Origin of the sequence: Enterococcus wangshanyuanii, assembly GCF_002197645.1 — a bacterium.
GTDB lineage: Bacteria > Bacillota > Bacilli > Lactobacillales > Enterococcaceae > Enterococcus_L > Enterococcus_L wangshanyuanii.
In genome coordinates this window covers 416,168-441,220 of sequence record NZ_CP021874.1, presented here as the reverse complement: position 1 = coordinate 441,220, position 25,053 = coordinate 416,168, and the positions used below count along the sequence as shown (strand labels likewise).

The 25,053-nt window shown below is 37.4% G+C and carries 24 protein-coding genes and 1 riboswitch; of the genes, 8 read left to right on the top strand and 16 right to left on the bottom strand.

The window, feature by feature from the left end:
- Window positions 1–62: 62 nt before the first annotated feature.
- From CC204_RS02060 to CC204_RS02050, 3 genes are all read left to right on the top strand, one after another.
- Complete coding sequence (locus tag CC204_RS02060) at window positions 63–881, top strand: helix-turn-helix domain-containing protein (RefSeq protein ID WP_088268584.1); 819 nt, start codon at window positions 63–65, stop codon at window positions 879–881.
- Between the two features lie 270 nt (window positions 882–1,151).
- Window positions 1,152–2,459, top strand: a complete 1,308-nt coding sequence (locus CC204_RS02055) for a murein hydrolase activator EnvC family protein (protein ID WP_088268583.1) — start codon at window positions 1,152–1,154, stop codon at window positions 2,457–2,459.
- Between the two features lie 127 nt (window positions 2,460–2,586).
- Window positions 2,587–3,021, top strand: coding sequence for a universal stress protein (locus CC204_RS02050; protein ID WP_088268582.1), 435 nt, complete (start codon window positions 2,587–2,589; stop codon window positions 3,019–3,021).
- Between the two features lie 52 nt (window positions 3,022–3,073).
- Here CC204_RS02050 and CC204_RS02045 read toward each other — a convergent pair whose 3' ends face one another.
- The 9 genes from CC204_RS02045 to CC204_RS02005 form a co-directional block, all read right to left on the bottom strand.
- Window positions 3,074–3,832, bottom strand: a complete 759-nt coding sequence (locus tag CC204_RS02045; protein WP_088268581.1) for a class I SAM-dependent methyltransferase — start codon at window positions 3,830–3,832, stop codon at window positions 3,074–3,076.
- Between the two features lie 198 nt (window positions 3,833–4,030).
- Entirely contained in the window at window positions 4,031–5,404 is a 1,374-nt protein-coding gene (locus tag CC204_RS02040; RefSeq protein ID WP_088268580.1) for a glycoside hydrolase family 1 protein, read from the bottom strand.
- A gap of 225 nt (window positions 5,405–5,629) precedes the next feature.
- Complete coding sequence (locus CC204_RS02035; protein ID WP_088268579.1) at window positions 5,630–5,965, bottom strand: antibiotic biosynthesis monooxygenase; 336 nt, start codon at window positions 5,963–5,965, stop codon at window positions 5,630–5,632.
- Window positions 5,966–7,405: an ABC transporter ATP-binding protein gene (locus CC204_RS02030; protein WP_088268578.1), complete on the bottom strand. Its 1,440-nt coding sequence runs from the start codon at window positions 7,403–7,405 to the stop codon at window positions 5,966–5,968.
- On the bottom strand, window positions 7,402–8,100 hold the full coding sequence (locus tag CC204_RS02025; RefSeq protein ID WP_088268577.1) for an energy-coupling factor transporter transmembrane component T: 699 nt from the start codon (window positions 8,098–8,100) through the stop codon (window positions 7,402–7,404). The genes CC204_RS02030 and CC204_RS02025 overlap by 4 nt, the downstream gene beginning before the upstream one ends.
- Window positions 8,075–8,692: an MptD family putative ECF transporter S component gene (locus CC204_RS02020; RefSeq protein WP_088268576.1), complete on the bottom strand. Its 618-nt coding sequence runs from the start codon at window positions 8,690–8,692 to the stop codon at window positions 8,075–8,077. The genes CC204_RS02025 and CC204_RS02020 overlap by 26 nt, the downstream gene beginning before the upstream one ends.
- Window positions 8,689–9,834, bottom strand: a complete 1,146-nt coding sequence (locus CC204_RS02015) for a hypothetical protein (RefSeq protein WP_088268575.1) — start codon at window positions 9,832–9,834, stop codon at window positions 8,689–8,691. Before CC204_RS02015 ends, CC204_RS02020 begins: the two co-directional genes overlap by 4 nt.
- A 139-nt stretch (window positions 9,835–9,973) precedes the next feature.
- On the bottom strand, window positions 9,974–10,615 hold the full coding sequence (gene pcp, locus CC204_RS02010; RefSeq protein WP_088268574.1) for a pyroglutamyl-peptidase I: 642 nt from the start codon (window positions 10,613–10,615) through the stop codon (window positions 9,974–9,976).
- A 146-nt stretch (window positions 10,616–10,761) separates the two neighbouring features.
- Entirely contained in the window at window positions 10,762–12,261 is a 1,500-nt protein-coding gene (locus tag CC204_RS02005) for an Lsa family ABC-F type ribosomal protection protein (RefSeq protein ID WP_088268573.1), read from the bottom strand.
- A 442-nt stretch (window positions 12,262–12,703) separates the two neighbouring features.
- Between CC204_RS02005 and CC204_RS02000 the strand changes: the two genes are divergently transcribed.
- From CC204_RS02000 to CC204_RS01990, 3 genes are all read left to right on the top strand, one after another.
- Entirely contained in the window at window positions 12,704–13,087 is a 384-nt protein-coding gene (locus CC204_RS02000) for a VOC family protein (protein WP_088268572.1), read from the top strand.
- A 16-nt stretch (window positions 13,088–13,103) separates the two neighbouring features.
- Window positions 13,104–13,943, top strand: coding sequence for a Cof-type HAD-IIB family hydrolase (locus tag CC204_RS01995; RefSeq protein WP_088268571.1), 840 nt, complete (start codon window positions 13,104–13,106; stop codon window positions 13,941–13,943).
- Between the two features lie 151 nt (window positions 13,944–14,094).
- Entirely contained in the window at window positions 14,095–14,946 is an 852-nt protein-coding gene (locus CC204_RS01990) for a MurR/RpiR family transcriptional regulator (protein ID WP_088268570.1), read from the top strand.
- Window positions 14,947–15,011: 65 nt separating this feature from the next.
- Here CC204_RS01990 and CC204_RS01985 read toward each other — a convergent pair whose 3' ends face one another.
- Window positions 15,012–16,124: a glycoside hydrolase family 3 protein gene (locus CC204_RS01985; RefSeq protein ID WP_088268569.1), complete on the bottom strand. Its 1,113-nt coding sequence runs from the start codon at window positions 16,122–16,124 to the stop codon at window positions 15,012–15,014.
- Window positions 16,125–16,480: 356 nt separating this feature from the next.
- Between CC204_RS01985 and CC204_RS01980 the strand changes: the two genes are divergently transcribed.
- Window positions 16,481–16,879, top strand: coding sequence for a VOC family protein (locus CC204_RS01980; RefSeq protein ID WP_088268568.1), 399 nt, complete (start codon window positions 16,481–16,483; stop codon window positions 16,877–16,879).
- 253 nt (window positions 16,880–17,132) lie between these two features.
- Here the strand turns inward: CC204_RS01980 and thiT are convergent, their stop codons facing one another.
- Together thiT and CC204_RS01970 are read right to left on the bottom strand one after the other, a co-directional pair.
- Complete coding sequence (thiT, locus tag CC204_RS01975; RefSeq protein WP_088268567.1) at window positions 17,133–17,726, bottom strand: energy-coupled thiamine transporter ThiT; 594 nt, start codon at window positions 17,724–17,726, stop codon at window positions 17,133–17,135.
- A gap of 54 nt (window positions 17,727–17,780) precedes the next feature.
- Window positions 17,781–17,879, bottom strand: a riboswitch (TPP riboswitch).
- Window positions 17,880–18,047: 168 nt separating this feature from the next.
- On the bottom strand, window positions 18,048–18,509 hold the full coding sequence (locus CC204_RS01970; protein WP_088268566.1) for a phage tail protein: 462 nt from the start codon (window positions 18,507–18,509) through the stop codon (window positions 18,048–18,050).
- Between the two features lie 160 nt (window positions 18,510–18,669).
- Here CC204_RS01970 and nrdI point away from each other — a divergent pair, with 160 nt between their 5' ends.
- Complete coding sequence (gene nrdI / locus CC204_RS01965; RefSeq protein ID WP_088271634.1) at window positions 18,670–19,104, top strand: class Ib ribonucleoside-diphosphate reductase assembly flavoprotein NrdI; 435 nt, start codon at window positions 18,670–18,672, stop codon at window positions 19,102–19,104.
- 59 nt (window positions 19,105–19,163) lie between these two features.
- Here the strand turns inward: nrdI and CC204_RS01960 are convergent, their stop codons facing one another.
- The 4 genes from CC204_RS01960 to CC204_RS01945 form a co-directional block, all read right to left on the bottom strand.
- Window positions 19,164–20,135: a diaminopimelate dehydrogenase gene (locus tag CC204_RS01960; RefSeq protein ID WP_088268565.1), complete on the bottom strand. Its 972-nt coding sequence runs from the start codon at window positions 20,133–20,135 to the stop codon at window positions 19,164–19,166.
- Between the two features lie 190 nt (window positions 20,136–20,325).
- On the bottom strand, window positions 20,326–22,173 hold the full coding sequence (locus CC204_RS01955; RefSeq protein WP_088268564.1) for an ABC transporter ATP-binding protein: 1,848 nt from the start codon (window positions 22,171–22,173) through the stop codon (window positions 20,326–20,328).
- A gap of 13 nt (window positions 22,174–22,186) precedes the next feature.
- The gene (locus CC204_RS01950) at window positions 22,187–24,568 is read right to left on the bottom strand and encodes an ABC transporter ATP-binding protein (RefSeq protein ID WP_088268563.1); all 2,382 of its coding nucleotides are present in this window, start codon (window positions 24,566–24,568) and stop codon (window positions 22,187–22,189) included.
- The gene (locus tag CC204_RS01945) at window positions 24,568–25,014 is read right to left on the bottom strand and encodes a MarR family winged helix-turn-helix transcriptional regulator (RefSeq protein WP_087639883.1); all 447 of its coding nucleotides are present in this window, start codon (window positions 25,012–25,014) and stop codon (window positions 24,568–24,570) included. The genes CC204_RS01950 and CC204_RS01945 overlap by 1 nt, the downstream gene beginning before the upstream one ends.
- Window positions 25,015–25,053 lie beyond the last annotated feature (39 nt).

The window sequence follows — 25,053 nt, the reverse complement described above, 5'->3', positions numbered from 1 at the left end:
ACACTACAATTAATCTTTAAAAAGTGATATAGTAGAGAAGAGAAAAAACAGGAGGTACTATCTTGAAAATAGATTTAAAAGCAGCAGGACAGCGAATCAAAGATATACGCTGCCAGCATAATTATTCTATGGCACGTTTTTCAAAATTAGTAGGAAATTCTAGTGCCAGTACAGTAAACAATTGGGAAAAAGGTAATAATCTGCCAAAAGAAGAACGTTTAGAAAAATTGGCTATTCTTGGTAATACAACAGTAAATTGGATTCGTTACGGCAGCTTTGAAGAATATGTCGTTCGATTACTTTCTCAAAATAGATTAAATGGCTCTCTTCAAAAAGAGCAATTACAACAATTGATGCAAACTTTAAAGAAGCAAAAGATCTCATACTTACAGGATTTAGAAATTTTAACCATTGCTCATGAGCTATTTCCAAACTTATTTGAAACAACTTATCAAATCAGCCGATCACAAAAAAATAATTTAGTGATTTCAGAAGATTCGATGATTTATAGGATCGAACAGGACGATCAATACAGAACAGATTTTCTACCCAAAATCGATGCCTTATTTCACAGATCAAGTCAGAAGCAAATCAATGATATCCTTTTATTTCAATTATTCGATTTATTAGAGCGTACTGAAGAAAATCAGCTTCTGCCTTCTCTTACACAGATTTTCTCTATCATAGCTGACATTGTGACTAACGATATTTCCTATGATAATCTCCATAAAGAAAAAATCGTAAATTACTCAGCACTCAGTGATAAACAAACAAATCAAAAGAAATTATCTGACAAAACGATTCAAAAAAGATTTGCTCAAGAGAAGGAGACTCTTTTAGCCCTGTTGGATGCCTTCTACATCGATCATAATGAAAAGTAATTTAAAGTATTTTTCTAATACTTTTGTTTCTATAAAATCTTAATGTCATATATTACAATTAGATGATAAGTTTATTTCCGGATTTTAAATTTCGTCGTTTTTTATTAATCTTATGGCTCATAAAGGATTATTCTTCGTGGGTTATGGTATACTTTAACTTGTGTTATTGAAGAATATATAATGGTTCAAAAATAGCAGTTGGATGTTCTTTACTCAACGATACTTGTTCCATTTTCTAAAATATGAAATTTAAAAAGCGAGGATATCACTTTGAAAAAGAAATTATTACTTACTCTCTCATTTATACTACTAGTTCATGCAGCACCTATGAGTGTATCTGCTGAGGATATCGATCAAAAAATCGATGCTCAAACGAAGAAAATTGAAGAAATCATAAAGAATGAACAAGATGCTAAAGAATATTTAGCTACTTTAGAGACAGAAATAGAGACCATTGAAAATGAGTATCAATCTGTACTTTCTGAAAAACAAAAGCATGAAAAAGAAATGAACAAACTAAATACAGATATCGCAACTTTGGAAACAAAGATCAAAAAAAGAAATGACCAGTTAAATGCTCAAGCAAGAGTTACTCAAACGAATAATGAACAAGAATCTGTTTTAGCAGTCATTTTAAATTCTGAGTCGATTTCAGATGCTATTTCTAAAGTATTGGCAGTAAACACATTAGTCACTGCGAACAATGATATTTTGACCGCTCAAAAAGAAGACAAAGAAGAACTTGATCATTTAAAAGTTTCTTTAACCAAAACATTAGAAACGCTTGAACAAAAAACTGCAGAGCTTGAAGAAAAAGAAGCTGCATTGACTGAAGCGAAATTAGAACAAAATGTGAAAATCAATGAAATTTCAGCTGCTCTTGCTACTGAAAAGGCAGAAAAAGAGAAATTTGTTAAACAAAAAGAAGAAGCTGCAAAGAAAAAAGAAGCTCAATTAAAAGCAATCGCTGAAGAAAAGAAAAAAGAAGCTGAAGCAAAAGCGATCGCTGAAAAACAAGCAAAAGAATTAGCGGCAAAAGAGCAACAAGCTGCAGCTATTTCAAAAACATCTGATTCAGAGAAAACTGTTACCACAGTTCCAGATACAAGCGCAGATAATAGTGCTGAGACCCCTTCAGACTCTAATGACAGTCAAGAAGTTGTGACTCCGCCGACTTCTTCGGGCGGTTGGGCTTCTCCTGTCGCAAGTATGATCGTAACAAGCGGATTTGGTGGAAGAGAAGATCCTACGGGGATTTCTGGTTCTTTCCATGACGGCATCGACTTTGGGGGCGCTAGTGGCACTCCGATCATGGCTTCTCGCGGCGGTGAAGTCGTAACAGCAAATTATGGTGGTATGGCCGGCAACCATGTTGTTATCAAACATGATAACGGCTATTACTCTTACTACTTACACATGAGCAGTCTGAGCGTTTCAGCTGGGCAAAGTGTTAGTGCGGGACAAACATTAGGTGGTATGGGAACAACTGGTAATTCAACTGGCGTTCATTTACATTTTAGTATTTCTACTGGTTTATGGAGCGGCTTTGTAAATCCTGCCCCATTCCTAGGTTTATAATCAATTGTATAAAGATAAGAATTTTGGGAATTTCCTGATTTTCTTATCTTTTTATTTTGCACAATCATTTAAAGTTCTTTGTAGAACATGATATAATTAAGATAGATAAAGAAAGGTGATGAGTAAAATGATCAATGACTACAAAAATATTTTAGTTGCTGTTGATGGATCAAAAAATGCTGAGTTAGCCTTGCAGCATGCAGTTGCAATCGCTAAAGAAAAAAATGCCACCTTATACTTGCTTTCTGTTGTTGATGAACATGCAATCAGCCACAGCTCTTATGCCTATTCGAAAGTTTTAGCTGAAGAGAAAGAAGCAATCGAAAAAGAATTATTAAAAAATATCTATTACGCTACGCAACAAGAGGTAAATGATGTGATTCCTCTGGTTGAAATTGGAAACCCAAAAGAAACAATCGCAACAATTGTTCCAACAAATCAAGCTATTGATTTGATCGTAGTTGGAGCAACAGGAAAAGGTCAGATTCAGGCAAATCAGCTTGGTACTACCACAAGTTATGTTGTACAATATGCACCTTGTAATGTTTTAGTTGTTAAATAAATAATGAGTAAAAAACGTAGAATCGCTTGTCAGCAGATTCTACGTTTTTTACTCATTTTTCTAATTTAGCAATCAAAATAAAACGATGTTGAAGATTTTTGATTTCACCATTTATGGACAATTCGTTTTGCAACTTTAGTAACGCCTCAAAATGAGCTGATACAGAAAAGCCGGGATATTCCCATGGAATTCTTTTCATGTAATAAATCAGCCCTTCCATGTCGTAGAATTTTTGATAAGGGAAAAATTCTCGACCAAGCAACAAGCTAAAGTTTTCTCTTTCCAACTCTTCTCCAGCAATTTTTAAGGACCATTTCGCATGATCTCTATTTTCCACCATATTCATTTTTTCTGCAAGAACGTAACCATTTTTTTCTCCAACCTGCTGAGTTATAAATAACCCACCAGATTTAAGGACCCGACTAACCTCTTTGGGATCATAGGATTCATGATTGTTTAAAACGATATCAAATGAAGCTTCTGGAAAATCTAAACGGTCCGTTTCATCAACATAAACAATTTTAATTCCTAAAGGCTTGAGTACCTTTTGAAGTAACTCATAGTTGGGCAACCACCCCTCCGTTACACTTGTTCGCTCATAGGGATGACCAAAAGTCAATAATCGTTCTCCGCCGCCTGTTCCCATATCTAATAAAGACATTGATTCTTTCAAATATTTATGGACAAGATTTTCATAAGACCAAGGTAATTCTTCCAAGCTCCATCGATTCTCCATATATGAAAAATCCCATCCGAGAATATTCTCCTGTTCAAGTGATTGCCAATAGTTCTTTTGTTCTTCATTTCTCATAGCCACTGCTCCCTTACTTAGTAATTATAATAGTAAGATCAACACAGTTATTTTACTGATAGATATAATTTGGCTCAATACAATCTCTATCAGATCATAACTGTATTGAGCAGCTACCTCGAGTCATCACTTTTCTCCTTTTCATGCTAGTTAAAAATAAACAGCAAATGAGATTATTGTTTAGTTGTACACACAACATTATTTCAGTCCGTTATGATCGATTCGTTCTTTAAACCAAAGCCCGCTTTTTTTCAATCTGCGCTGACCCGTTTCTAAATCCAGTTGATAAAAACCATATCTATTTTTATAGCCATTCAACCACGACCAGCAATCAATGAATGTCCAGGAGTGATAGCCAAAGCAATTACTTCCAGCCTCGATTCCTTTGTACAGCTGCTCCAAATGCTCTTCCATAAATTCGATACGATAATCATCCTGAATCATCCCAGATTCATCCATAAACCGTTCTTCCTCAGCAACGCCCATACCATTTTCAGAAACATACCAGGGAATATTTTTGTATTCATTCTTGATCATCATTGCCACATCATATAACGCTTCTGGATAAATTTCCCAACCACGATAAGGATTGATTTTTTTATCCGGCCAATCGTAATGATCATAGAAATCTTCTGGCGAAATAGCAGGATGATTGACATGTTCTGGTGCTTTAACACGGCGCGGTTGATAATAATTCATACCAATAAAATCCACTGTATTCATTTCGATCTCTTTTAAATCTGTTGTTGCCGTAACAGGAAGCAACTGATTCTCAGCCAAACGATCGATCAATTTCTTTGGAATCGTTCCTAAAACTGCTGGGTCTAAAAAGCTTTTCGTATTCAGTAAATCGGCAATTTCCGCCGCCTGTCTATCTTTGGTCGACTCACTTCTTGGATAACAAGGAGAAACATTTAGAATAATTCCGATTTCTCCAGAATAGTTTCCATCTCTAAACATTTTTACAGCCATTGTATGCGCCATCAATGTGTGGTAGCCAACTTGAACCGCCTTTTTAAAATCGTTCATTGCCGGATAATGGTATCCATACAAATAGCCACATTCGACATGGACCATAGGCTCATTGAACGTCGTCCAATACTCGACTAGATCACCAAATAGATCAAAGCATGTTTTTGCATAAAAAGCGAATGCATCGACAGACTCACGTACTTCCCATCCACCTTTTTCCATCAGCCACCAAGGCATATCAAAGTGAAACAAATTGATGATTGGTTTTACTCCATTTACGTTAAGTTCCTCAAAATAGGCACGATAAAATTCGACTGCTTCTTGATTGATGGTTTTCCCATCTGGCAATAAACGAGTCCAAGCGATAGACGTCCGAAATGAGTTCATATGAATGTCTTTCATCCGTTTCACATCTTCTTTATAAAACTCGTACATATTTGTTGTATGTTCAGGGCCTTGGTCTTTTTGGAATTTTTCTGGCGCTAATTCATACCATTTATCCCATGTTGATGGACTTTTTCCGTTTAATGAACTATGTCCTTCGGACTGCGGAGCTGAGGTTGCTGCGCCCCACAAAAAAGAGTTTGGAAATTTTTTCATCTAACCGTCTCCTATTTACCTATTTTTAACGTATCTAATGGTATTTCGTAATCCATTTTATTCGCCCACGAACCCCTCCACGAGTGCATTGGGTGGGGCATTAACGTTGCTTCATCTATGCATCTACTTTGTCCCGATTTTTGTTTGGAAAAGTATAGCAAAAAAACGTCTTTTCCACTTGATTATTCGTCGTTGATCTCTTTAACTATATTATATTTCTTTTTCTTATGTCAACACTTCATATTCAGCGATCGTACTAGAAATGATTCCAGAGCGTTTTGGCTTTTCAGTTGACTGTTTATTTTCTGTATTTCTTTGATGCATTTGTTTAAAGGACTGGCTGTTCACCCAATTTTTTTGGTGTTCTTTTGATACCCAACGACTTAGTACAACTAATTCTGTGACTTCTGGATTATCCGGCAATGAGCGATACATCAATTGGAAGTTTAAAAAGCCTTCAACAGCTTCCATACTCTCCTTCGTATGCCCTGCAGTAAACTGCTGAATAATCTTCTGGGAGTGCTCTGTTTCTACTTGGATCGTATTCGTTACAATATACATTTATTCTCCTCCATTTTCGATCTCTGTATTCTCAACAAAATAGTCATCAATGATTTCTCCTTGATCAAAATGCACGATCCGTTGGCATGTCTGACTAAGAAATTCTTTATCATGTGAAATGATCAAAACCAAAATACTTCGCTCTTTCAGCCAACGGATCGTTGCCGCAACTTCCTCCATATGCTGCAAATCAAGTCCGCTCGTAGGCTCATCAAAAATAATGATCTTTTTTCCAGATAGAACTGCACTAGCAATCGCAACCCGTTGTTTTTCTCCACCAGATAATGTTTGAGGATGACGAAAAAGCAGCGATTCTAAATGAAGCATCTTGATGATTTGATCGATTTCTTCACTTTCTTTTACATGTAAACAGATTTCTTTTTCTACTGTTTCAAAAAACAACTGCAAATTCACATCCTGCATCACAACAAAACTTTCTTTGATCAATTCTTTAGGAGTCATCACTTTTTGATCCCATAGGATTTTTCCTGAACGCGGCTTGATCAAACCAGATATAAGTTTTGAAAAGGTAGACTTGCCTGCACCATTATGACCGACGATCCCTGTCACAAACGAACTAGTCAGTTCTATATTAGGGATTCTTACGGAAACTGAACGGCTCTTTCGATAGTGAAAGGTCAAGTCTTCGCAAACGAGTGTATGCTCTCCTGAATCTGCCTGAGCTTCTTTTTTTACAAAAGTGGTTTGCGTAAGTGAACGAAGCCCTAGCTGTCGTATTTCAGCAGATGATTTTTCGTCCATTTCTTGTCGCGTATATTGTGAAACAATGTTCCCTTCATCCATAAGTACATAGCGATCTACAAGTTCCTTTAAATAATATAGGCGATGTTCAGAAACGATAATCGTCATCCCAAAGTTTTTGAGGATCCGCAAATAATCTTTTAGCTTTTCAACCGTCTCATCATCTAAATTACTAGAAGGCTCGTCTAGTAAAAATAAGCGATGCTTTAACATACTTGCAGAAGCAAAAGCAATCAATTGCTTTTGTCCCCCAGATAGATGAAACATACTTCTATCTAAAAATGGTGCTAAAGAAAACAGTTGGGCGATTTCATCGATTCGATCAATCATTTCAGTTCTAGGTACACCATAATTCTCCATCGCGAATGCTAACTCAGAATAAACATCACTTGTAAAAAACTGCGTTTTAGGATTTTGAAAAACGGTTCCGATTTCACGAACATATTGGTTAAAGTCTTTTGTTAAAAATTCTTGCCCTAAAATAGTTCCTTCCCCTGTCAAATCACCCGTATATAGTTCAGGGATCAAGCCATTTAACAATCTGAGCAGCGTTGATTTTCCACAGCCGCTTTTCCCACACAAAACAACAAATTCGCCTGGCTGAACGGATAGATCAATATCCTTGATCACACGTTCTTTATCCTCATAGGCAAACGCCAATCTTTTTAAGTCGATCATCCAAACTTCCTCCCGAACACCATGCCTAGAATAAGAAATCCTATCAATAGATAGTCCTGTATTTTTAAACGAATCTCATAAACACTTGTATGAGCTGTTGGATTAGCTAACCCCCGGGCTAAAGCTGCTGCTGACAAATCCAGTGACGTATTTTCTGCTGACATTAGAATGGGAACGATGATATATTCCATCGTTTGAAAAGGATGCAGAAATAAGCCTACTGTCGAAACGGCAATCCCTCGATACTTCATTGCATTTCGGATGCTCTTAAAATCTTGAAAAAGCGTTGGAAAAAAACGAAAGAGCACCGTCAAAGGAACGATCAAGCCAAAGGGAACCCGACATTTTTTCAATGCTGCGATCCATTCACTGATTTTTGTCTGATTCATTGCAAAAGCAGCTGCCATGATCGTCGGTAATAAACGACGATTCCCAACCAAAAGAAAATCAAAAAAGGCCGCTACACCATTCTCTATGTAAGGAAATAACAAATGATCGCCTAAAATAAACAGCCAAAAAATAGCGTAGAAAATCGTTCCTTTTTTGACTGCACCATTTAAAATAAATAATCCGTATAGCAAGCTCACAAAAAGAATTTCAGCGGCAAACGGCAAAGGAAACATCAACAAGAAACTAGCAAATAATATCGTGCATAATTTACTTCTAGGATCAAACGTTACGTATACTTTGCTCATAATTTTTCCCTTTGGTTTTATCAAAATGTTTCACATAGATTTTTTGTCCGATCAATAGTCCTAAAATACTACAAACAATAACAGCAATTGTACAAAAATAAAACATCCCCATAGTGATCGGTGTAAAGACTTTTTCAATGTAGACGGAATCTTTTCCACGTGCAATCAATGCGTCAATGTATGCATTTTTCATAAACCACAATGGCAACACAGGACCCATCAAGCCAAAGCTAAAGACCGTATAACTGATCATTGTCCGAGCCTTCTCTGGTAATCTCGTTTTATATTGAAGCCAATCTGCACCAACTGCACAAATAACACTTGGTAAAAAGGATAAAGGAAAATGTCCGGAAATCAGGAAAAATAGCCCCATCACACTCCCCATGATCGTAATCGCACCAAATCGCGGAATACGATGGATCACTAGTAAGTAGACGATTCCAGCAAATAGTGCAGTCGCACTTGGAATCAATACATTGTTAAATGTAGGGATCGTGAATGTTAGGATCGCCAAAGCGATCGATACAATCAAAAAATAAATAGCAGTATAAATACCAATTGAAATAAAATCTTGAATTTTTAATTTTTTCATTTTTCCGACCTTTCTTGCTTTACTGTAAATAAAAATAATAGCTGTCCATAGACAGGACTGTTTATTTTGAGTTGGTAGCGTCCTTTGGTCAATAGATCAGTTGAAAAAAGTAACTGATCGTCTGTTGTTTCAGAAAGAATCGATAGCCCATCTAAAGAATCCTTAGCTGGAGTGACAAACACTACACTTGCTGACTCGTTTAAAACTTCCGCAACAAGCTCTGGATCGATCAACAAGGAAAGCTGTTCACCTGCTTTATACTCCGTTTGTGATAATTGAGGTCGATTGACCAATGGTTTTTTCAGCTGTGAGGTAAAATGAACCTCTTCAAATCCTTCCGCTAACAGGTCGATTTGGATGTCTTCACCAGCTTCCCAATGCTCAAAAGCAGCATATCTTCCCTCATTCGTTTGGGCTAAAAGACCAAATTCTAAATGATTTTCAGGCCTATGATATAAATAATCCGGCCATAGCAATGGGATTGTTTGTCCAGCTTTGCTGATTGTAAAGCTGTATACATGCTTTCCGTATGCTTCATGAAATTGATCATAGGTGGAAATCCCATACTCTGGTAAAAACTGGATCACACCTGCATAATTATAAGGGCCAAAATAATACATTTCATTTGTAAGCTCCAGCTGATCTTGAATTATTTTTACATCAGCTTTCTTCTCATCTAACTTCTCTCTAGAAGCATATCGTCCATCTAGTCTTAAACGCTTGTAGCTTATTCCCTCAGACTCCTGTATTGGAAAGAAATGAATGTTTTCAACTTTTCGTAAAAACTCGGAATGAGTTTCTGGCTCTGTTGCAGCTAGTATATAATCTTGAATGGTGATGTAGACAGGAACCTTCCTTATACTATAGCTGCCTTTTTGGTCTAAGAAAATCTTCTGCTGATTGGTTACAGGAAATCGCTTGATGATCCGCTGAAAATTTTCTGACAGCTGATACTCTTTTTCCGATAAATCAGGATTTACAGACAAGTAAAATTCATAAACGCTCATGGTAGTTTCGCCAAGCAAATAGTTTGAGCGTTGATCTTGCTCAATATAAATATTTTCTGTTATTTTCAAAGGACATTGTTCAGTTTGAACAACCTCATATCGAACTGTAAAAGGCCCGATTTGAACTTTTTTCATTGGATCACTCCTTTCTTTATTGAGTTAGTATAACATAAGCACATGATAATGAGAATCATTATCAGTAAGTTGATGATCACTTTTTTACAATGAATAAAACCTATCTTAGTACATCTATCCCACTAAAATTAGTTCTTGCTCATTGGAGCGTTCCAGCATTTTCTTCACTATCAACAGCATTCGTCACACATGCTTCAATGGCATAGTAAAGACCATCACAAATGGTTTGAAGCGGCAAACAAGCCGTCTCTGCTCGATTTAATACCTGCCTTGGTTCAAAAGGAACATGAATAAACCCACCTCGTACGTTAGGATATACTCGATCGATCAAGTATAACAATCGATACATCACTGCATTACAGACAAAAGTACCTGCCGTATAGGAAATGTCTGCAGGCAATTCATGAGCTAATACATTTTTTCTCATTGCCTTGATTGGTAAGTTCGAAAAATAAGCAGTCTCCCCATCTGACTCTAGTTTATCACCTATCGGCTGATTCCCTTTATTATCTGGAATTCTTGCTTCGGCTAGATTGATCGCTACACGCTCAAAAGAAATAGCACTACGCCCACCAGCTTGCCCAACACAAATGACGATATCGGGCGTCGTTTCTTCAAGAAGCATCTGCAAAATGATCCTACTTTTTTCAAATTCAGTGGGTATTTCAGCTTTGATGATCGTCGCCCCGGCAATTCTATCTGGCAAAAGCTTTACAGCTTCATATGAAGGATTTCTTGATTCTCCACCGAATGGATCGAATCCAGTTACCAATACTTTCATTATGCCAACTCACTTTCTCATTCACTAAATACTCTAATTCATTATGTCAAAACTTGCAGGTAAAGACAATATGAAAAATAGAGCATGAAACAAAAGAAAAGCCTCTTTTATTTCACGCTCCATATTTCGGTCAATATTAGCCTACTTTATGCTTTAACTAACGGTACGATCTGTGTCGCGATTTTCTCTAAAAAAGCTTGATCGTGTTCAACTAAAAGCATCGTTGGTTTGACTGACAAGATCAGCTGTTCCAGTTGCTCTTGATTGAAAACATCCAGATAGTTTAAAGGCTCATCCCAAATATAAAATTCTGCTGGCATAGCCAAGGATTTCGCCAATTCAACTTTTTTACGCTGTCCCATGCTCATTTGCTCGATCCGATTATGAAAAACATCTCTTTCCATGCCGAGTTTGTGCAAATTATTGAGAAATTCTTGATGATTCAGCCCTTGCGCTTCTGAAAATTCCGTCAAAGTCCCCTGATTATCCTCATAATTTTGGCGAACATAGCTGATTTTCAACTTTTCTGGACGATTGATTTCTCCTGAGCTTTCTCCGTCGAACTGATTTAGTAATAAACGAATGATCGATGATTTGCCTGAGCCGTTTGCACCGGTCAGCGCAATTCGATCTCCTTGTCCCAAAACAAATGAAACTGGTTGAAACAAAGGATTTCCTTGATAGCTCAAAATCAATTGCTCCACCGTTAGTAACCGTTTATTATGACCTGGTTGATAATTCATAGTCAACGGGTCGATATATTCGATATCTTTCAGTAAGCTCTCTTTTTCTGCCAACTGTGTCTCCATCCTGCTTTCGATAGATTTTGAACGTTTCATCGTGCGCGCTGCCCGAGCTCCAATAAAACCTGTATCGTAAATTGCGCCGCTACCCTTTTCAGAAGCTTTACCATATTTATCCTGCTCTTTGGAACGCGACCATTCTGCTTTTTCAGCGGCAGTCTTCCGAAGACGCGTAACTTCTTTTTTCAGCTTTTCATTTTGAGCTAATTCAAACTCATCTTTCATTTTCTTTTGTTCCTCGTAAACCGAAAAATTTCCTTGATATAATTCTAGCTGACTCTTCTCGATCGATAATACATGATCAACGACGTCGTCTACAAAAGATCGATCATGACTAACAACGATAAATCCCTGACGTTTCTTTTTCAAATATTCTGCTACTTGCTTGCGACCTGCGATATCTAAATGATTAGTCGGTTCATCGATCAGTGGAAAATACTGATCATCAATGAATAATAAAGCTAGCAGTACTTTCGTCTGCTCCCCACCAGATAATGTTTCAAACTCACGCCATAAAATTTGCGGATCAACATTCAAAAGATTCAACTCACGTTCGATTTCCCATTGTTCAAAATCACTGATTTCCTGTAATACATAAAAAGTCAATTGCTGTTTATCCTTGATCGGTTGCGGGAAGTATAAAAATTCTAATTGATGGGTGATTTGCCCACTATAGCTTAGTTTGTTCTGTAAAATATTTAAGAGTGTCGTTTTTCCCCGACCATTTCTTCCAATTAAACCTAATTTCCAGCTAGTATCGAAATTTAGATTTGCTTGGTCAAATAAAAGTGTTCCTTGATTGTCATATCCAAAAGTTAACTGTTTGATTTCAATTTTTGACATACTATCACCTCATTAAAAAAAGCAGAAGGCTACTTAAAGCGCCTTCGATGCTTTTCAGAACTGGCATGGTCCATTTTCTGTACACAAAAAGACCCGTACACTGAAAAATTATCGCCAATTCTGAAAATCTGCACACTGCTCCCTTGAGATACTTCAAGTTACAGTCTGAATGCAGCTTCAACAAATTGACTTAATTTTTCAATGCACGGATCCCTCACTTCGTTTTTTATTGTCTTCAATATAGCATGGAAAAATATTACTTGTCAAGAACTGACTTTTTCCGCATAGATAAAAATAAGTAGCTCTGATAATTTTTTTTCAGAAATATCCTTCCTTTTATTCTACGTTTGAAAAGATTCTATCAATCTTTCCAGTCTCACCCTTTATGTGATGATTTTGTTTTATACTGAAGGTGTAATAACTGACAAACGGAGGGATTATTTTGAAAATAGAACATATCGGGCTATGGGTTCATGATTTGGAAGCCATGCGAACATTTTATCAAACGTATTTCAATGTACAGTCATCAGAGCTTTATCATAATACTAAGACAAGTTTTCAGTCCTATTTTTTAACATTCGCAGATGGCGCTAGACTAGAAATCATGCAGCGCGAGGATGTTGCACACAGAACTGAAGCTAATGAAACCTTAGGATTTGCCCACTTAGCGATTTCTTTAGGAAGTAAGCAAAAGGTTGATACGCTGACGAATGTTTTAGTATTGGAAGGCTATGAATTATTAAGTCCGTGCCGAACCACTGGTGATGGCTATTATGAATCTGTGATTGCTGATCCAGAAGGAAATCGATTAGAATTAACCATATAAAAGAGGAGAAATCAAGATGACTATTAAAGCAATCGTATTAGATATTGATGGAACATTATTAAATGATGAAAAAGAAATTTCGAAGCAAACGAGAGAAGCTCTGATCGATGCACAGAAAAAAGGGGTCAAGGTCGTATTAGCTTCAGGCAGACCCACTCCCGGTATGCTGAAATATGTTGAGGAATTGAATTTAGACCAGTATAATGGAATGCTTGTTTCATATAATGGGGCTCATGTTTTCGATGTTTGTGCTCAAAAAGAGCTATTCAGTCAACCACTCTCCATTGAAACAGCAAAAGCCATTTTGGAACACCTGAAGCAGTTTGATGTTAAACCGATGATCGCTCATGGCGACTATATGTATGTGAACAATGTTTTCGATGGGATTCTTGACCTTGGAGCGATGGGCAAACAATTCAATATCATCGAGTACGAATCTCGCGGCGGGAACTTCCAATTATGTGAAAAAGCAGATTTAGCTGATTTTGTTGAATTTCCATTACACAAAATTTTAGTCGCTGCTCAACCAGAATATTTGCAGGAACATGCTGAAAAAATTTTGGCTCCGTTTAAAGATATAGTGAGTGGTGTTTTCTCTGCTCCGATGTATTTTGAGTTTACCGATCAAGGTATTGACAAGGCTCATGCGCTTGAACAAGCCTTAAAACCATTAGGTATCCATCAGGAACATATCGTCTCTTTTGGTGACGGACACAATGATTTGTCGATCATCAATTATGCCGGAATTGGTGTTGCAATGGGCAATGCAGTGGACGAGTTAAAAAAGGCAGCAAACAAAATCACAGCGACCAATAACGAAGACGGAATTGCAAAAGCATTGGCAGATTTACTTTAAAACAATCGCTGCTGTTGCCATTTGTTCCCATTTTGAGTGTAGAGCAAAAGTAGAAATAACTTTTTGTTCTACATTCTTTTTTTACATAAACGTTCATTATCAGGTATACTAAACTTAGTAAAATGAACATCATTGAAAGGTAACTGATATAATGAGCCTATTTTTAAAATTAAGAAGCTTAGATTCCTTAACTGCTAGTGAACAAACACTCGTAGATTATATTCTAGAAACACCAGATGAAGTGATCCATTTTTCACCACAAGAGTTGGCAGAACATTCTTATGTTTCGATTTCAACGATCTATCGTCTGATCAATAAGCTTGAGTTTGATGGTTTGAATGATCTTAAACTTGCTTTGGTCAATGATTTAAACGAACATCGGACCACGCCGATCATTGATATAGACTATCCTATATCCGCCGAAGACAATCTCTATGCCATGACAACTAAATTAAAAACGGTTTATGAGCAGACAGTACAATCCACTAGCGATACAAATAATTTTGACCAAATGGCTGCCAACAGTAAACTATTAAGAAATGCAAAATATATCGATGTCTATGCTTCTTCCGCAAATATTTATTTTGCTCAAAATTTTCAATTTCAAATGCAGGAAATCGGGAAACGAATCCATGTCCCAATTGATGATTATACACAAAACCTAACTGCAGCAAATAGTACGCCAGATCATCTGGCAATTGTTGTTTCTTACGAAGGTCGAGGTTCCAGTGTCAAAAAAATCTTAGCTACCTTAAAAAAGAATGAAAGCAAGGTATTGTTGATCACCTCAAAAAATAGTCCTTTACTTACAACAAAGGTTGATGGGTTATTTCTCTTTTCATCGTTGGAAAATCATTATAACAAAATTTCTTCTTTTTCAACTCGAATGTCATTGATGTATATTTTCGATTGCCTCTATCTTGGTTTTTTCAATCAAGATTATGAGAGAAATCTTGCTTATAAATTAGCCAACTATCAAAAAATGAATCCTAACTTGTTATAAAAGAAACAGCCAGCTGAAAATTCACTCTATCAGCTGGCTGTTTTTAAATGTTAAAAACTATTCTTCTACCAATCTATCGACCCTGTATCCATTTTCATTTTTAATACGCGATACACAGATCGATCTAACGCCTCTTTCGTATAGACTCCTTGTTCGATTCCTTGCAGCACATAAGGAATTTGCTCTTGAAATGAAGAGGATAAAATCAAGTCATTCCCTGCTTCTAGCGCGGCCAGCCCTGCTTCTTCCTGTGAAATAAAGCCGGCTAGTCCCGCCATATCCATATCATCTGTCATGATCACACCTTGGAATCCTAACTCATTCCGCAATAAATCATGAACTGGTTTTGAAATAGATGCCGGCATTGTTTCATCAATACTTGTTACAATATTGTGAGACACTAAAACACTATCTGCTCCAGCTGCGATCCCTGCTTTGAAAGGTAAAAAGTCACTAGCTCGTAATTCAGCTAAAGTTCTCGTATCATAAACGATTTCGACATGAGAATCACGATTATTCCCATAACCTGGAAAATGCTTCAACGTTGATATAAGCTTTTGCTTTTTCAGCTCTTCTACGCTTGCTTTTATATACTCACTTGTTTTCTCCGCATCCAATCCTAATGTCCGATCGTAAATAAATGCTTGAGGATCAGTAGCAACATCTGCGTCAGGAAAAAGACCCGTTTGAATGCCGTAAGAGTGTAAAACAGTGGCTTTTTGCTGAATATCCTTGCGAATTCCCGCTAAACCAGATGTTTGATAAATTTCTTGAGGTGACTGAAACGCTTCTGCAACTAAGTCAGTCCCCCGACTTAAACGAGAAACAGTTCCTCCTTCCTCATCAGAGGCAATCAGTAAAGGAATCTTACTTGCTTCTTGATAAGAAGCGATTTTTTCTTTTAGTGACTCTGGTGTCTCCATTTCTACATCGCGGCCAAAGAGTAAATAACCGCCTAGATGATTCAGTTGAATACTCTCGATCTGTCCTTCAATCGGCACACGAGCTAAAAATAACTGACCGACTTTTTCTTCCAAGCTCATGGAGGCCATTAGGTTCTTGATCGCTTCATCCTGCGTTTTAGCTGAAGTACTTTCTTGTGTTGATGAAGTTGTTGTGCTGCTCGTCAGAGTTGTTTCTGATTGTTGACTTGTTTCCTGTGTTTCTTTTTGATTCATGACTAAAATCACTCCTAAGCTGAGAAAAAAAATAAGTAATAAGAGTAAAATCGCAGTGATAAATGTTCTTTTTTGATTGATAGTCGTTCCTCCTAATTTAAAAGCAGCTCATTGCTTTGATGCTGTTTATTTACTTCATACTGATATCACCCATTCCTTTAAAATTCTATGCTACCTTTTGCGATGAAAGATCTGGGTGACAATCTAAGTATTCACTCCCCTCATTTTAACAGTTTCTACCATTGGAGTGCCAGTCACAGAACTTTTTTTCAACCCCAAACGTTTATTTTGACAAAAAAGTAGCCCCATGAGATGCTCTAGTCGTATAAAAATAAAAAAAGAGAGGTTGATTTTCTATGGCTACAATGGTATTTGTCAATTTTCCAGTAAGTGATGTTAAACGAGCGACAGAGTTTTATGAAAAATTAGGGTTTAAAAAGAATGAAGATTTTTCTAACGAGGAAACAAGTTCAATGGTTTGGGATGATAATTTCTGGATCATGCTATTGAATCATGATTTCTACAGTAAATTTATCAAAGAAAAAACAATTGCAGATGCCAGAACGACAAGCGGTGTTTTAGTATCATTCAGTATGGAAAGTGCGGAAGCTGTGAAAAAATTTGGTGAAACAGCCAAAGCAAACGGCGGAGATTTTTATAAAGTTGATATGGGCATACCAGAAGATCAGATGTATGGTCTTGAAGTCCAGGACTTAGATGGCAATACATTAGAACCAACTTGGATGCAAATGTAAACGAATAAAATAAGATGAAAAACGATGACTCAAAAAGTACGTGACCCTTAAAATAAACATTACTGCGTCTTTTTATCGTCGTATATTTTAGAGGCTGTAATATAGCTAAATTACTAGTTATATGACAGCCTCATTGTTTATATTATTCAAGCAACTCTTTCTTTTTTTCCTGAACAGGATTTACTCTAGAATAAAGAATACGAGTGGATCTGTTAGCATAAATCATTCTCTAAAAACATCGATCAAGTCCTTTTTATTTTTTTTGCTGAAGGGCATTCACTACTTTTCCAGGAAAAAATAAATTAGGATTGATTTTAAGTAAAGCAATCAAGAATAAAGCTGTAACAACAGCTGTTGCTAAACCACTGATGCCATTCATTACAAATGAAAATAGCCACGGGTTCATTCCCCACAAAGCAAAGCTTCCCCAAAAAATCACACCGGCAATAAAATGCCAGAAATAACGCATCAATGTTCCTAAAAACGTTGCGTAACAAATAATCAACACACTCTTTTTAAACGTACCATTTTTTATCGTCTGCTGCAATTTTTCACTAAAAAGACCAGAAAATCCCGCGAAACCAAAGGCCAAAATGTATTCGATCACCACTTGAACTGGGGTCAAATAATATACTTGGGCTAACGGAAAATGAAGTAATCCCCAAATAAACGCTGAGAAAAAACCAGCCTTCGCCCCTCTTCTTAAAGCAAACAGAGTCACAGGAATCATCCCTAAAGAGATGGAAAAACTGCTGCCAATATTCGTTGGAATAAAGGATAAAATCATGGCGATCGCCGCAACGATCGTTCCTTCGATCCACACCTGTAATTCTTTTTTTCGTTGCATAAAAAAACTCCTCCTTTAGAACGACCAATTCACAAAGGAGGAGTAAAATGCATATATTTACTCCATCACAATTCCTACGCTCGTATTAACGAACAGGTTCGAAGGGTTTAGAGTAGGTACTCAATCTCAGCCAAGGCTCCCCTTTGTGATGGGTTCTATTTAATTTTTAGTTTGTATCTATTTGGTACTATGATAAGCCTATCATGTCTAGCGAAAAATGTAAAGCTTTCCATTTCGTCTTAATTTGTCTGGCTACCAGATACACAAAAAGCGTACGGAAACTAACTACAGACATTTTTATAAATACTTATCCTCAATTATTTAATATTCTCCTTTGATTACAAAAAACGAGCCACGGATCGTCCCCGCAAGCTTTGATTTTTGTCGAGCAAATTTGAATTTCCCTTCAAATTCAGCAGGAATCTCGATACCATCAGATAATTTGAAGCCAACAGCTCGTTTTCCACCTTCTTCTAACGTATACATCACGTTGACAGATAAACCATTCTCGTAAAACACATAAGCCATTTTGATTCCATCAACTTCAAAGCTTGAAACTTCTAGTGGTTTATACGGAAATGTCAAATCACGTTCTGCCAAAATTTTTTCGATCCAAGCTAGCGTTTCTGGATCTTCACTTGCAGGTACAGTTACAAATTCATGCTTGTATTTATTCCAATAATAACGCGCTTCATTTGCTCGTAAACCAGCCATTGCTTCTGCTGCTGGTGAGCTTTCAAAGCCAACTGTCGATACATTTTTAAAATCTACTTTATAAGACATGAAGGTTCCTCTTTTCTAGTTTTATATGCTTATTATATGAAGACGATCAATTCTTTACAACTATTAGAACTGACAATTATTAATAGAAAAGTATTGTAATTTCGCTATCCTTTCACTATAGTAGATTTGTAAAACATTTAACAAGCGGAGGGTCTAAATGATGAAGATCTTGTATATATCTATCTCGGGAAATACCCGTTCCTTTGTAAAACGTCTAGTTGACTATGCCGATACCCAGTATGATGTTCAAATCGAAGTTCAGGAAATCCATGAAAATTCGTCATTTGAAGATGAAACAGAGCCATTTTTCACATTTGTTCCTACCTATTTGGATGGTGGAAATGGTGTAGACAATGGCGATACCGAAATTTTGACCGAAACCATGCGGGAATATTTAGATTATCATGGGAATTATCGTTATTGTCTAGGTGTAGTTGGCAGTGGAAACAAAAATTTCAATCATCAATACTGTTTGACTGCCAAACAATATGCAGAAAAATTCGGGTTTCCTTTTCTAGCCGATTATGAATTACGTGGAACACAGGAAGATATCGAACGTGTCTATCGTATTTTAGTTGATACAGCTAAAGATTAGATAGACTAACAAAAGGCTTACGTTTCATTTTGCCGATTGAAACGTAAGCCTTTTGTTTATTATAGTAATTCTTTTCTTAATTCTTCATCCGTTTTTGGTGATAAATATTTCGGTGGAATATCTAATACAGTGAATGCGCCAAACTGTTTCTCTTTAGCCAAACGAACACAAGCTCTTGCATAGGCAACCAACACACTTGCAGTAAATTCTGGGTTGCTTTCTAATTGAATATTGTATTCAATGACTTGCTTCGTATCTTCATGCGTTGTTCCAGTGTGCAACACAGTACCTCCATGCGGCATTGCTTTATGCTCTTGATCCAATTCAGTTTGGGTAATAAAATGCACTTCCGTGTCATAATCTGCAAAATAATTCGGCATTGAAATAATTTCTTCCCGGATTTTTTCTGCATCACTGCCTTCTTCCAACACAACAAAACATTCTCTAAAGTGTTTATCTCTTGTTGTCAAATTCAATGTTTCGCCTGCTTTAAACTTAGCGATCACTTCACTATTTGGGATCGTATACTGAACCGCATCACTAACACCTTCGATTCTTCTGAGCGCATCTGAATGTCCTTGACTGACTCCTTTGCCCCAAAATGTGTTCGTTTCGCCAACTGGTAAAATACTTTGTGCGTACAAACGATTTAAACTGAACAAACCTGGGTCCCATCCCGTAGAGATAATCGATGTCGTTTGTCCTTCTTTTGCTGCCTTATCGACTGCCGCAAAATGCTCCGGAATTTTCGCATGAGTATCAAAACTGTCAATGGTATTAAATAGTTTTGTCCACTCTGGTGTTTGTGTTGGCAGATCTGTCGCTGATCCACCGCATAAAATACAAACATCGATGTCCTCTTTTTTCCCGTTTAGTTCATCCATCCTATACGCTTTTGCCCCTTCGGTTTGAACAGATTCCGGTGCTCTTCTAGTGAATACACCGACTAACTCCATATCTTTATTTTGTTTGATCGAGCGTTCGACGCCGCGTCCTAGGTTCCCGTACCCAATAATTGCTACTTTGATCATACTTACATTCCTCCACTTCTCTTGAATTTGATTATAACAAAAGAACAGTTTCCCTGACAATGACTCAAAAAAAATTTTGCGGCATTTTGTTTCTTTATATAAAAAACCGCAACAATCATTTTGGGGGTTTAGAAAAAAGCTAGAAATGACTTCTTCCTTGTCATTTCTAGCTTTAATCGGTTTTAACTTTTTAAGCTTCGTCTGCTAAATCCTCAAACTGAGAATTGTAAAGCGATGCATAGTAGCCACCTTCAGCAAGTAATTCATCGTGTGTTCCTTGTTCTTTGATGTCTCCATCTTGCATATAAAGAATCTTATCTGCATCTTTGATCGTAGATAAACGGTGAGCGATAACAAATGACGTACGTCCAGCCATTAAGTTATTCATCGCTTCCTGGATCAATCCTTCTGTTCGTGTATCAACAGAAGAAGTTGCTTCGTCTAGGATCAAGATCGGTTTGTCGGCTAAAATAGCACGGGCGATCGTCAATAATTGTTTTTGACCTTGAGATATATTAGAAGATTCTTCATTCAATTCCATATTGTAGCCGCCAGGCAATGTTTGGATAAAATGATGAACGTGTGCCGCTTTCGCAGCAGCATAGACTTCTTCATCCGTTGCTTCAAGACGACCATACCGAAGATTTTCCATGATGGTTCCTTTGAATAACCAAGTATCTTGTAAAACCATTCCGATATTCTTACGTAGGTCGGCACGATTGAACTCTTTGATATTGTGGCCATCAATTTTGATTGCACCGGAATTGACATCGTAAAAACGCATCAGTAATTTGACCATTGTTGTTTTCCCTGCGCCCGTTGGACCAACGATTGCAACAGTCTGTCCTGGTTCCACATGGGAACTGAAATCATGGATAACGATTTTATCTGGTGTATAACCAAATTGTACATGGTCAAAGTCGACCATCCCTTTTGCTTTATCGATTTTAACTGGATTTGGTACCGTTTGATCTTCTTCTTCCTCACCAAGAAATTCGAAGACACGTTCAGCAGCTGCCGCCATTGATTGAAGCATATTAGACACTTGCGCTAATTGAGCGATCGGCTGTGTTAAGTTACGCACATATTGGATAAACGCTTGAATATCCCCAACTGTGATCGAACCATTATACGCCATGATCCCGCCGACGATCGCAACAGCGACATACCCTAAGTTTCCGACAAAGTTCATGATCGGCTGCATCAAACCTGACAGAAATTGTGATTTCCAGGCTGATTTGAATAGGACATCATTTTGTTCTTTAAATTCATTCAATGAGTTTTCTTCATCATTGAATAAACGAACGATGTTATAGCCGCCAATTGTTTCTTCCACTTTACCATTGATCACACCAAGATATTCTTGTTGTGTTTTAAAGTATTTTTGTGAGTTTTTCACGACGATCATGATCAAAATAAAGGAAATCGGTACGATCAAAATCGCAATTCCCGTCATTTTAACTGAGATCGAAAGCATCATCACGATAACTCCGATGATAGTGAAGACAGATGTAATCAATTGAGTAATTGATTGGTTCAGTGATTGACCTAACGTGTCCACATCATTTGTGATACGTGATAAAACTTCACCTGTTGTCCGACTTTCAAAATAATTCATCGGCATACGATTGATTTTTTCTGAAATTTCTTTTCTCATACGATACGTGATTTTTTGCGAAATCGTCGACATGATCCAGCCTTGGATGATCCCGAATAAAGATGCAACAAGGTATAAACCTAGCATGAATAATAGGATACCACCGATTTTCTCAAAATCGATCCCACCGGTTCCCTGATATTTCTTGATTAAACCATTAAATAATTCTGTGATTGCTTTAGATAAGATTTTTGGTCCCCAAATATTGAATACGGTTGAGGCGATCGCAAAGATCATCACAAAGAATACAGGAATTTTATAGGCGCCGATGTACGACACTAATTTTTTGATCGTTCCTTTGAAATCTTTTGCTTTTTCTACTGGAGCAATCTGTCCAGGGCCACCGCCGCGACGAGGGCTTTTTTGTTTTTCTTCTGCCATTTCTTGCTCCTCCTTACTCCGCTTCTTCTATGCCTAATTCAGCATTGCTTAATTGTGACTGGGCAATTTCTTGATACACTTGTGATGATTCCATCAATTCTTCGTGCGTTCCTTGATCAACGATACGTCCTTCATTCAATACGATAATGTTATCTGCATGCAGGATCGTTGAAATTTTTTGAGCAACGATGATTTGTGTCACATCTTTGATATTTTCAGATAAAGCTTTACGTAATGCTACATCTGTTTTGTTATCAAGAGCTGAAAAAGAGTCATCGAAAATCAAGATTTTAGGATTTTTAGCTAAAGCACGAGCAATCGATAGGCGTTGTTTTTGACCACCTGAAACGTTGGTACCGCCTTGAGAAATTTCGCGACTATAGCCTTTTTCATTTGAATCGATAAATTCCTCTGCTTGTGCAATTTGTGCTGCTTTTTTCATTTGTTCATCTGAAATATCTGCATCTCCAAACTTGATGTTTGAAGCAATATCTCCTGAGAAGAGCACTCCTTTTTGCGGTACAAATCCGATGATTTCATGCAGTTTATGCAAGGACATTTCACGAACATCGACACCATCAATTGTAATTCGACCACCTGTAACATCGAATAAACGGGGAATCAAATTGATAATGGTTGATTTACCTGATCCGGTTGATCCGATCAAGGCGGTTGTTTGTCCAGGTTTCGCCACAAAATTGATATGATGCAAGACATCCTCATCGGCATCACCATATCTGAATTGAACAGCTTCGAATTTTACTTCACCGTTAAATTGTTTATCGTCTTTCGGTTGTTTTGGATCTTCGATCGTTGGTACCGTTTCAAGTACTTCTTCCACACGTCCTGCCGCAACATTGGCACGAGGAAGGATAATTGAAACCATAGACAACATCATGAAAGCCATAACGATTTGCATTGTATAGGTGATGAATGCCATCATATCTCCAACTTGTAATTGTCCCGTATCCATATTGTGACCACCGACCCAGACGATCAAAACAGAGATCCCATTCATCAATAACATCATGACCGGCATCATGATCGACATGGCACGGTTAACGAATAATTGAGTTTTCATCAAATCTGAGTTCGCACGGTCAAAACGTTTTTCTTCGAATTTTTCACGAGAAAAGGCACGAATAACTGGTAATCCAGTGATGATTTCACGAGAGACTAAATTGACTCTATCCACTAGGTTTTGCAAGGCTTTAAACTTAGGCATCGTTGTTGCCAATAAGGTTAGAACTAAAATTAACACTGCCCCAACGGCTACACCAACGATCCAGCCCATACCTGTACCTGTTCGATAGACTTGGTAGATCCCACCGATACCAAGGATCGGTGCATATAATACGATACGCATGATCATAACGATCCCCATCTGCATTTGTTGGATATCATTCGTATTACGCGTGATCAATGACGCTGGTGAGAACTTTTCCATTTCTGTATTGGAGAATTGCAATGTTTTTTCATATTGTCCCACACGTAAATTTCGTCCAACAGATGCTGCGACGATCGAAGCGATCAAACCGACAATAATTGCAGCAACAGCAGAAATCAATGTCAATAGAATCATTTTAGAACCCGTTTTAATGATATAGTCCGTTTGAATTTGTTGTGTGTCCATATTCAACGCTTTATATTCAGCTAACGTTAATTGGATGCCCACGGTTCTAAGTGAATTTGCTCCAAGATCCCCTAAATTATCTTCGGTCTTCTTTCTGGCAGCTTCAACTTTTGCCGGCATTGCGTCTGTTCTTGCTTGTAGAGAATCAGCAAGTGTTTGAGCTTCAGCACCCTTTTCTTGTGCTTGTGCCGCTAAACTTTGTGCTTCACTAGCTTTCGCTGCTGCTGTAGCAACATCTGTCGCACTTGCTGCAGCTTCGCCAGCCGCTTGTGCTTGTTCGCCCAAGGCTTTTGCTTCAGCACCTAATTTTTGGGCCTTTTCAGCATCGGTTCCGATTGTTTTATAGTCATTGATGATTGTTTTGGCTTCACTTGCACCTTTTGAATCTTTTGCTTGAGAGGAAGCTAACATCATCATCGGCAAGTCAAAAATCTTAGCAAGCTTTTCTTTTGTCATTCCTTCTTGCAGATCTAGTTTATAAATGTCTACTTTTTCACCATCGATTTTTTGAGTTGCTTCTTTATAGTTGTCTTCAATGGTTTTCTTTTCGTCTTCAGTCATGAACATTTCAATTCCCTGAAGAGTTGATTTTCTGATTTTTTCAGGCGTAGAGTTTTCAAGCCCTCCTTGTTGAATACCGATATCAACAATGTCGGATGTTAAGTTTGGTAAGCTTAGATCACTATTGGCTTGTACGACTAAAAGCACAAGAACTGCGATGACCGCATACCAGTATTTGCCTAGATATTTAAAAATCTTCACTATTGGTCACCTTCCTCTTTCAGAGATAATTTTTGGGCGCAGTCAACAAATTTCGCAACGAGTTCAATGAACAGTACTGTATCGTCTTCGCCCATCATTTTGAAAATTTGAACGACTTTATCACGCATTTGTTTTTTCTCTTGTTTGGCCGCTTTCTTGCCGCACTCCGTCAAAGTAACATTGATTCTTCTACGGTCATTTGGGTCCATATTACGCTCGATCAGTCCCTTTTTTTCTAAACTTCCTAAAACAACAGCAATTCGGGCACTGGATAAATTCAGTGATTCCGCTAAATGCTTTGGACTAGTGGGTTCACCGTGCTTATAGAGAAATTTGATGACGATATTCTCACCTTGATTACTCTTTTCAAACTTGCTGAAGGCACTATTGCGGTTTTCCACCATCAAACGAATAAGCTCTTGTTCAGCTTCTTCTGCGAATGACATATGACTCCTCCTTCTTTAAAAATAATCACTTTCACCATT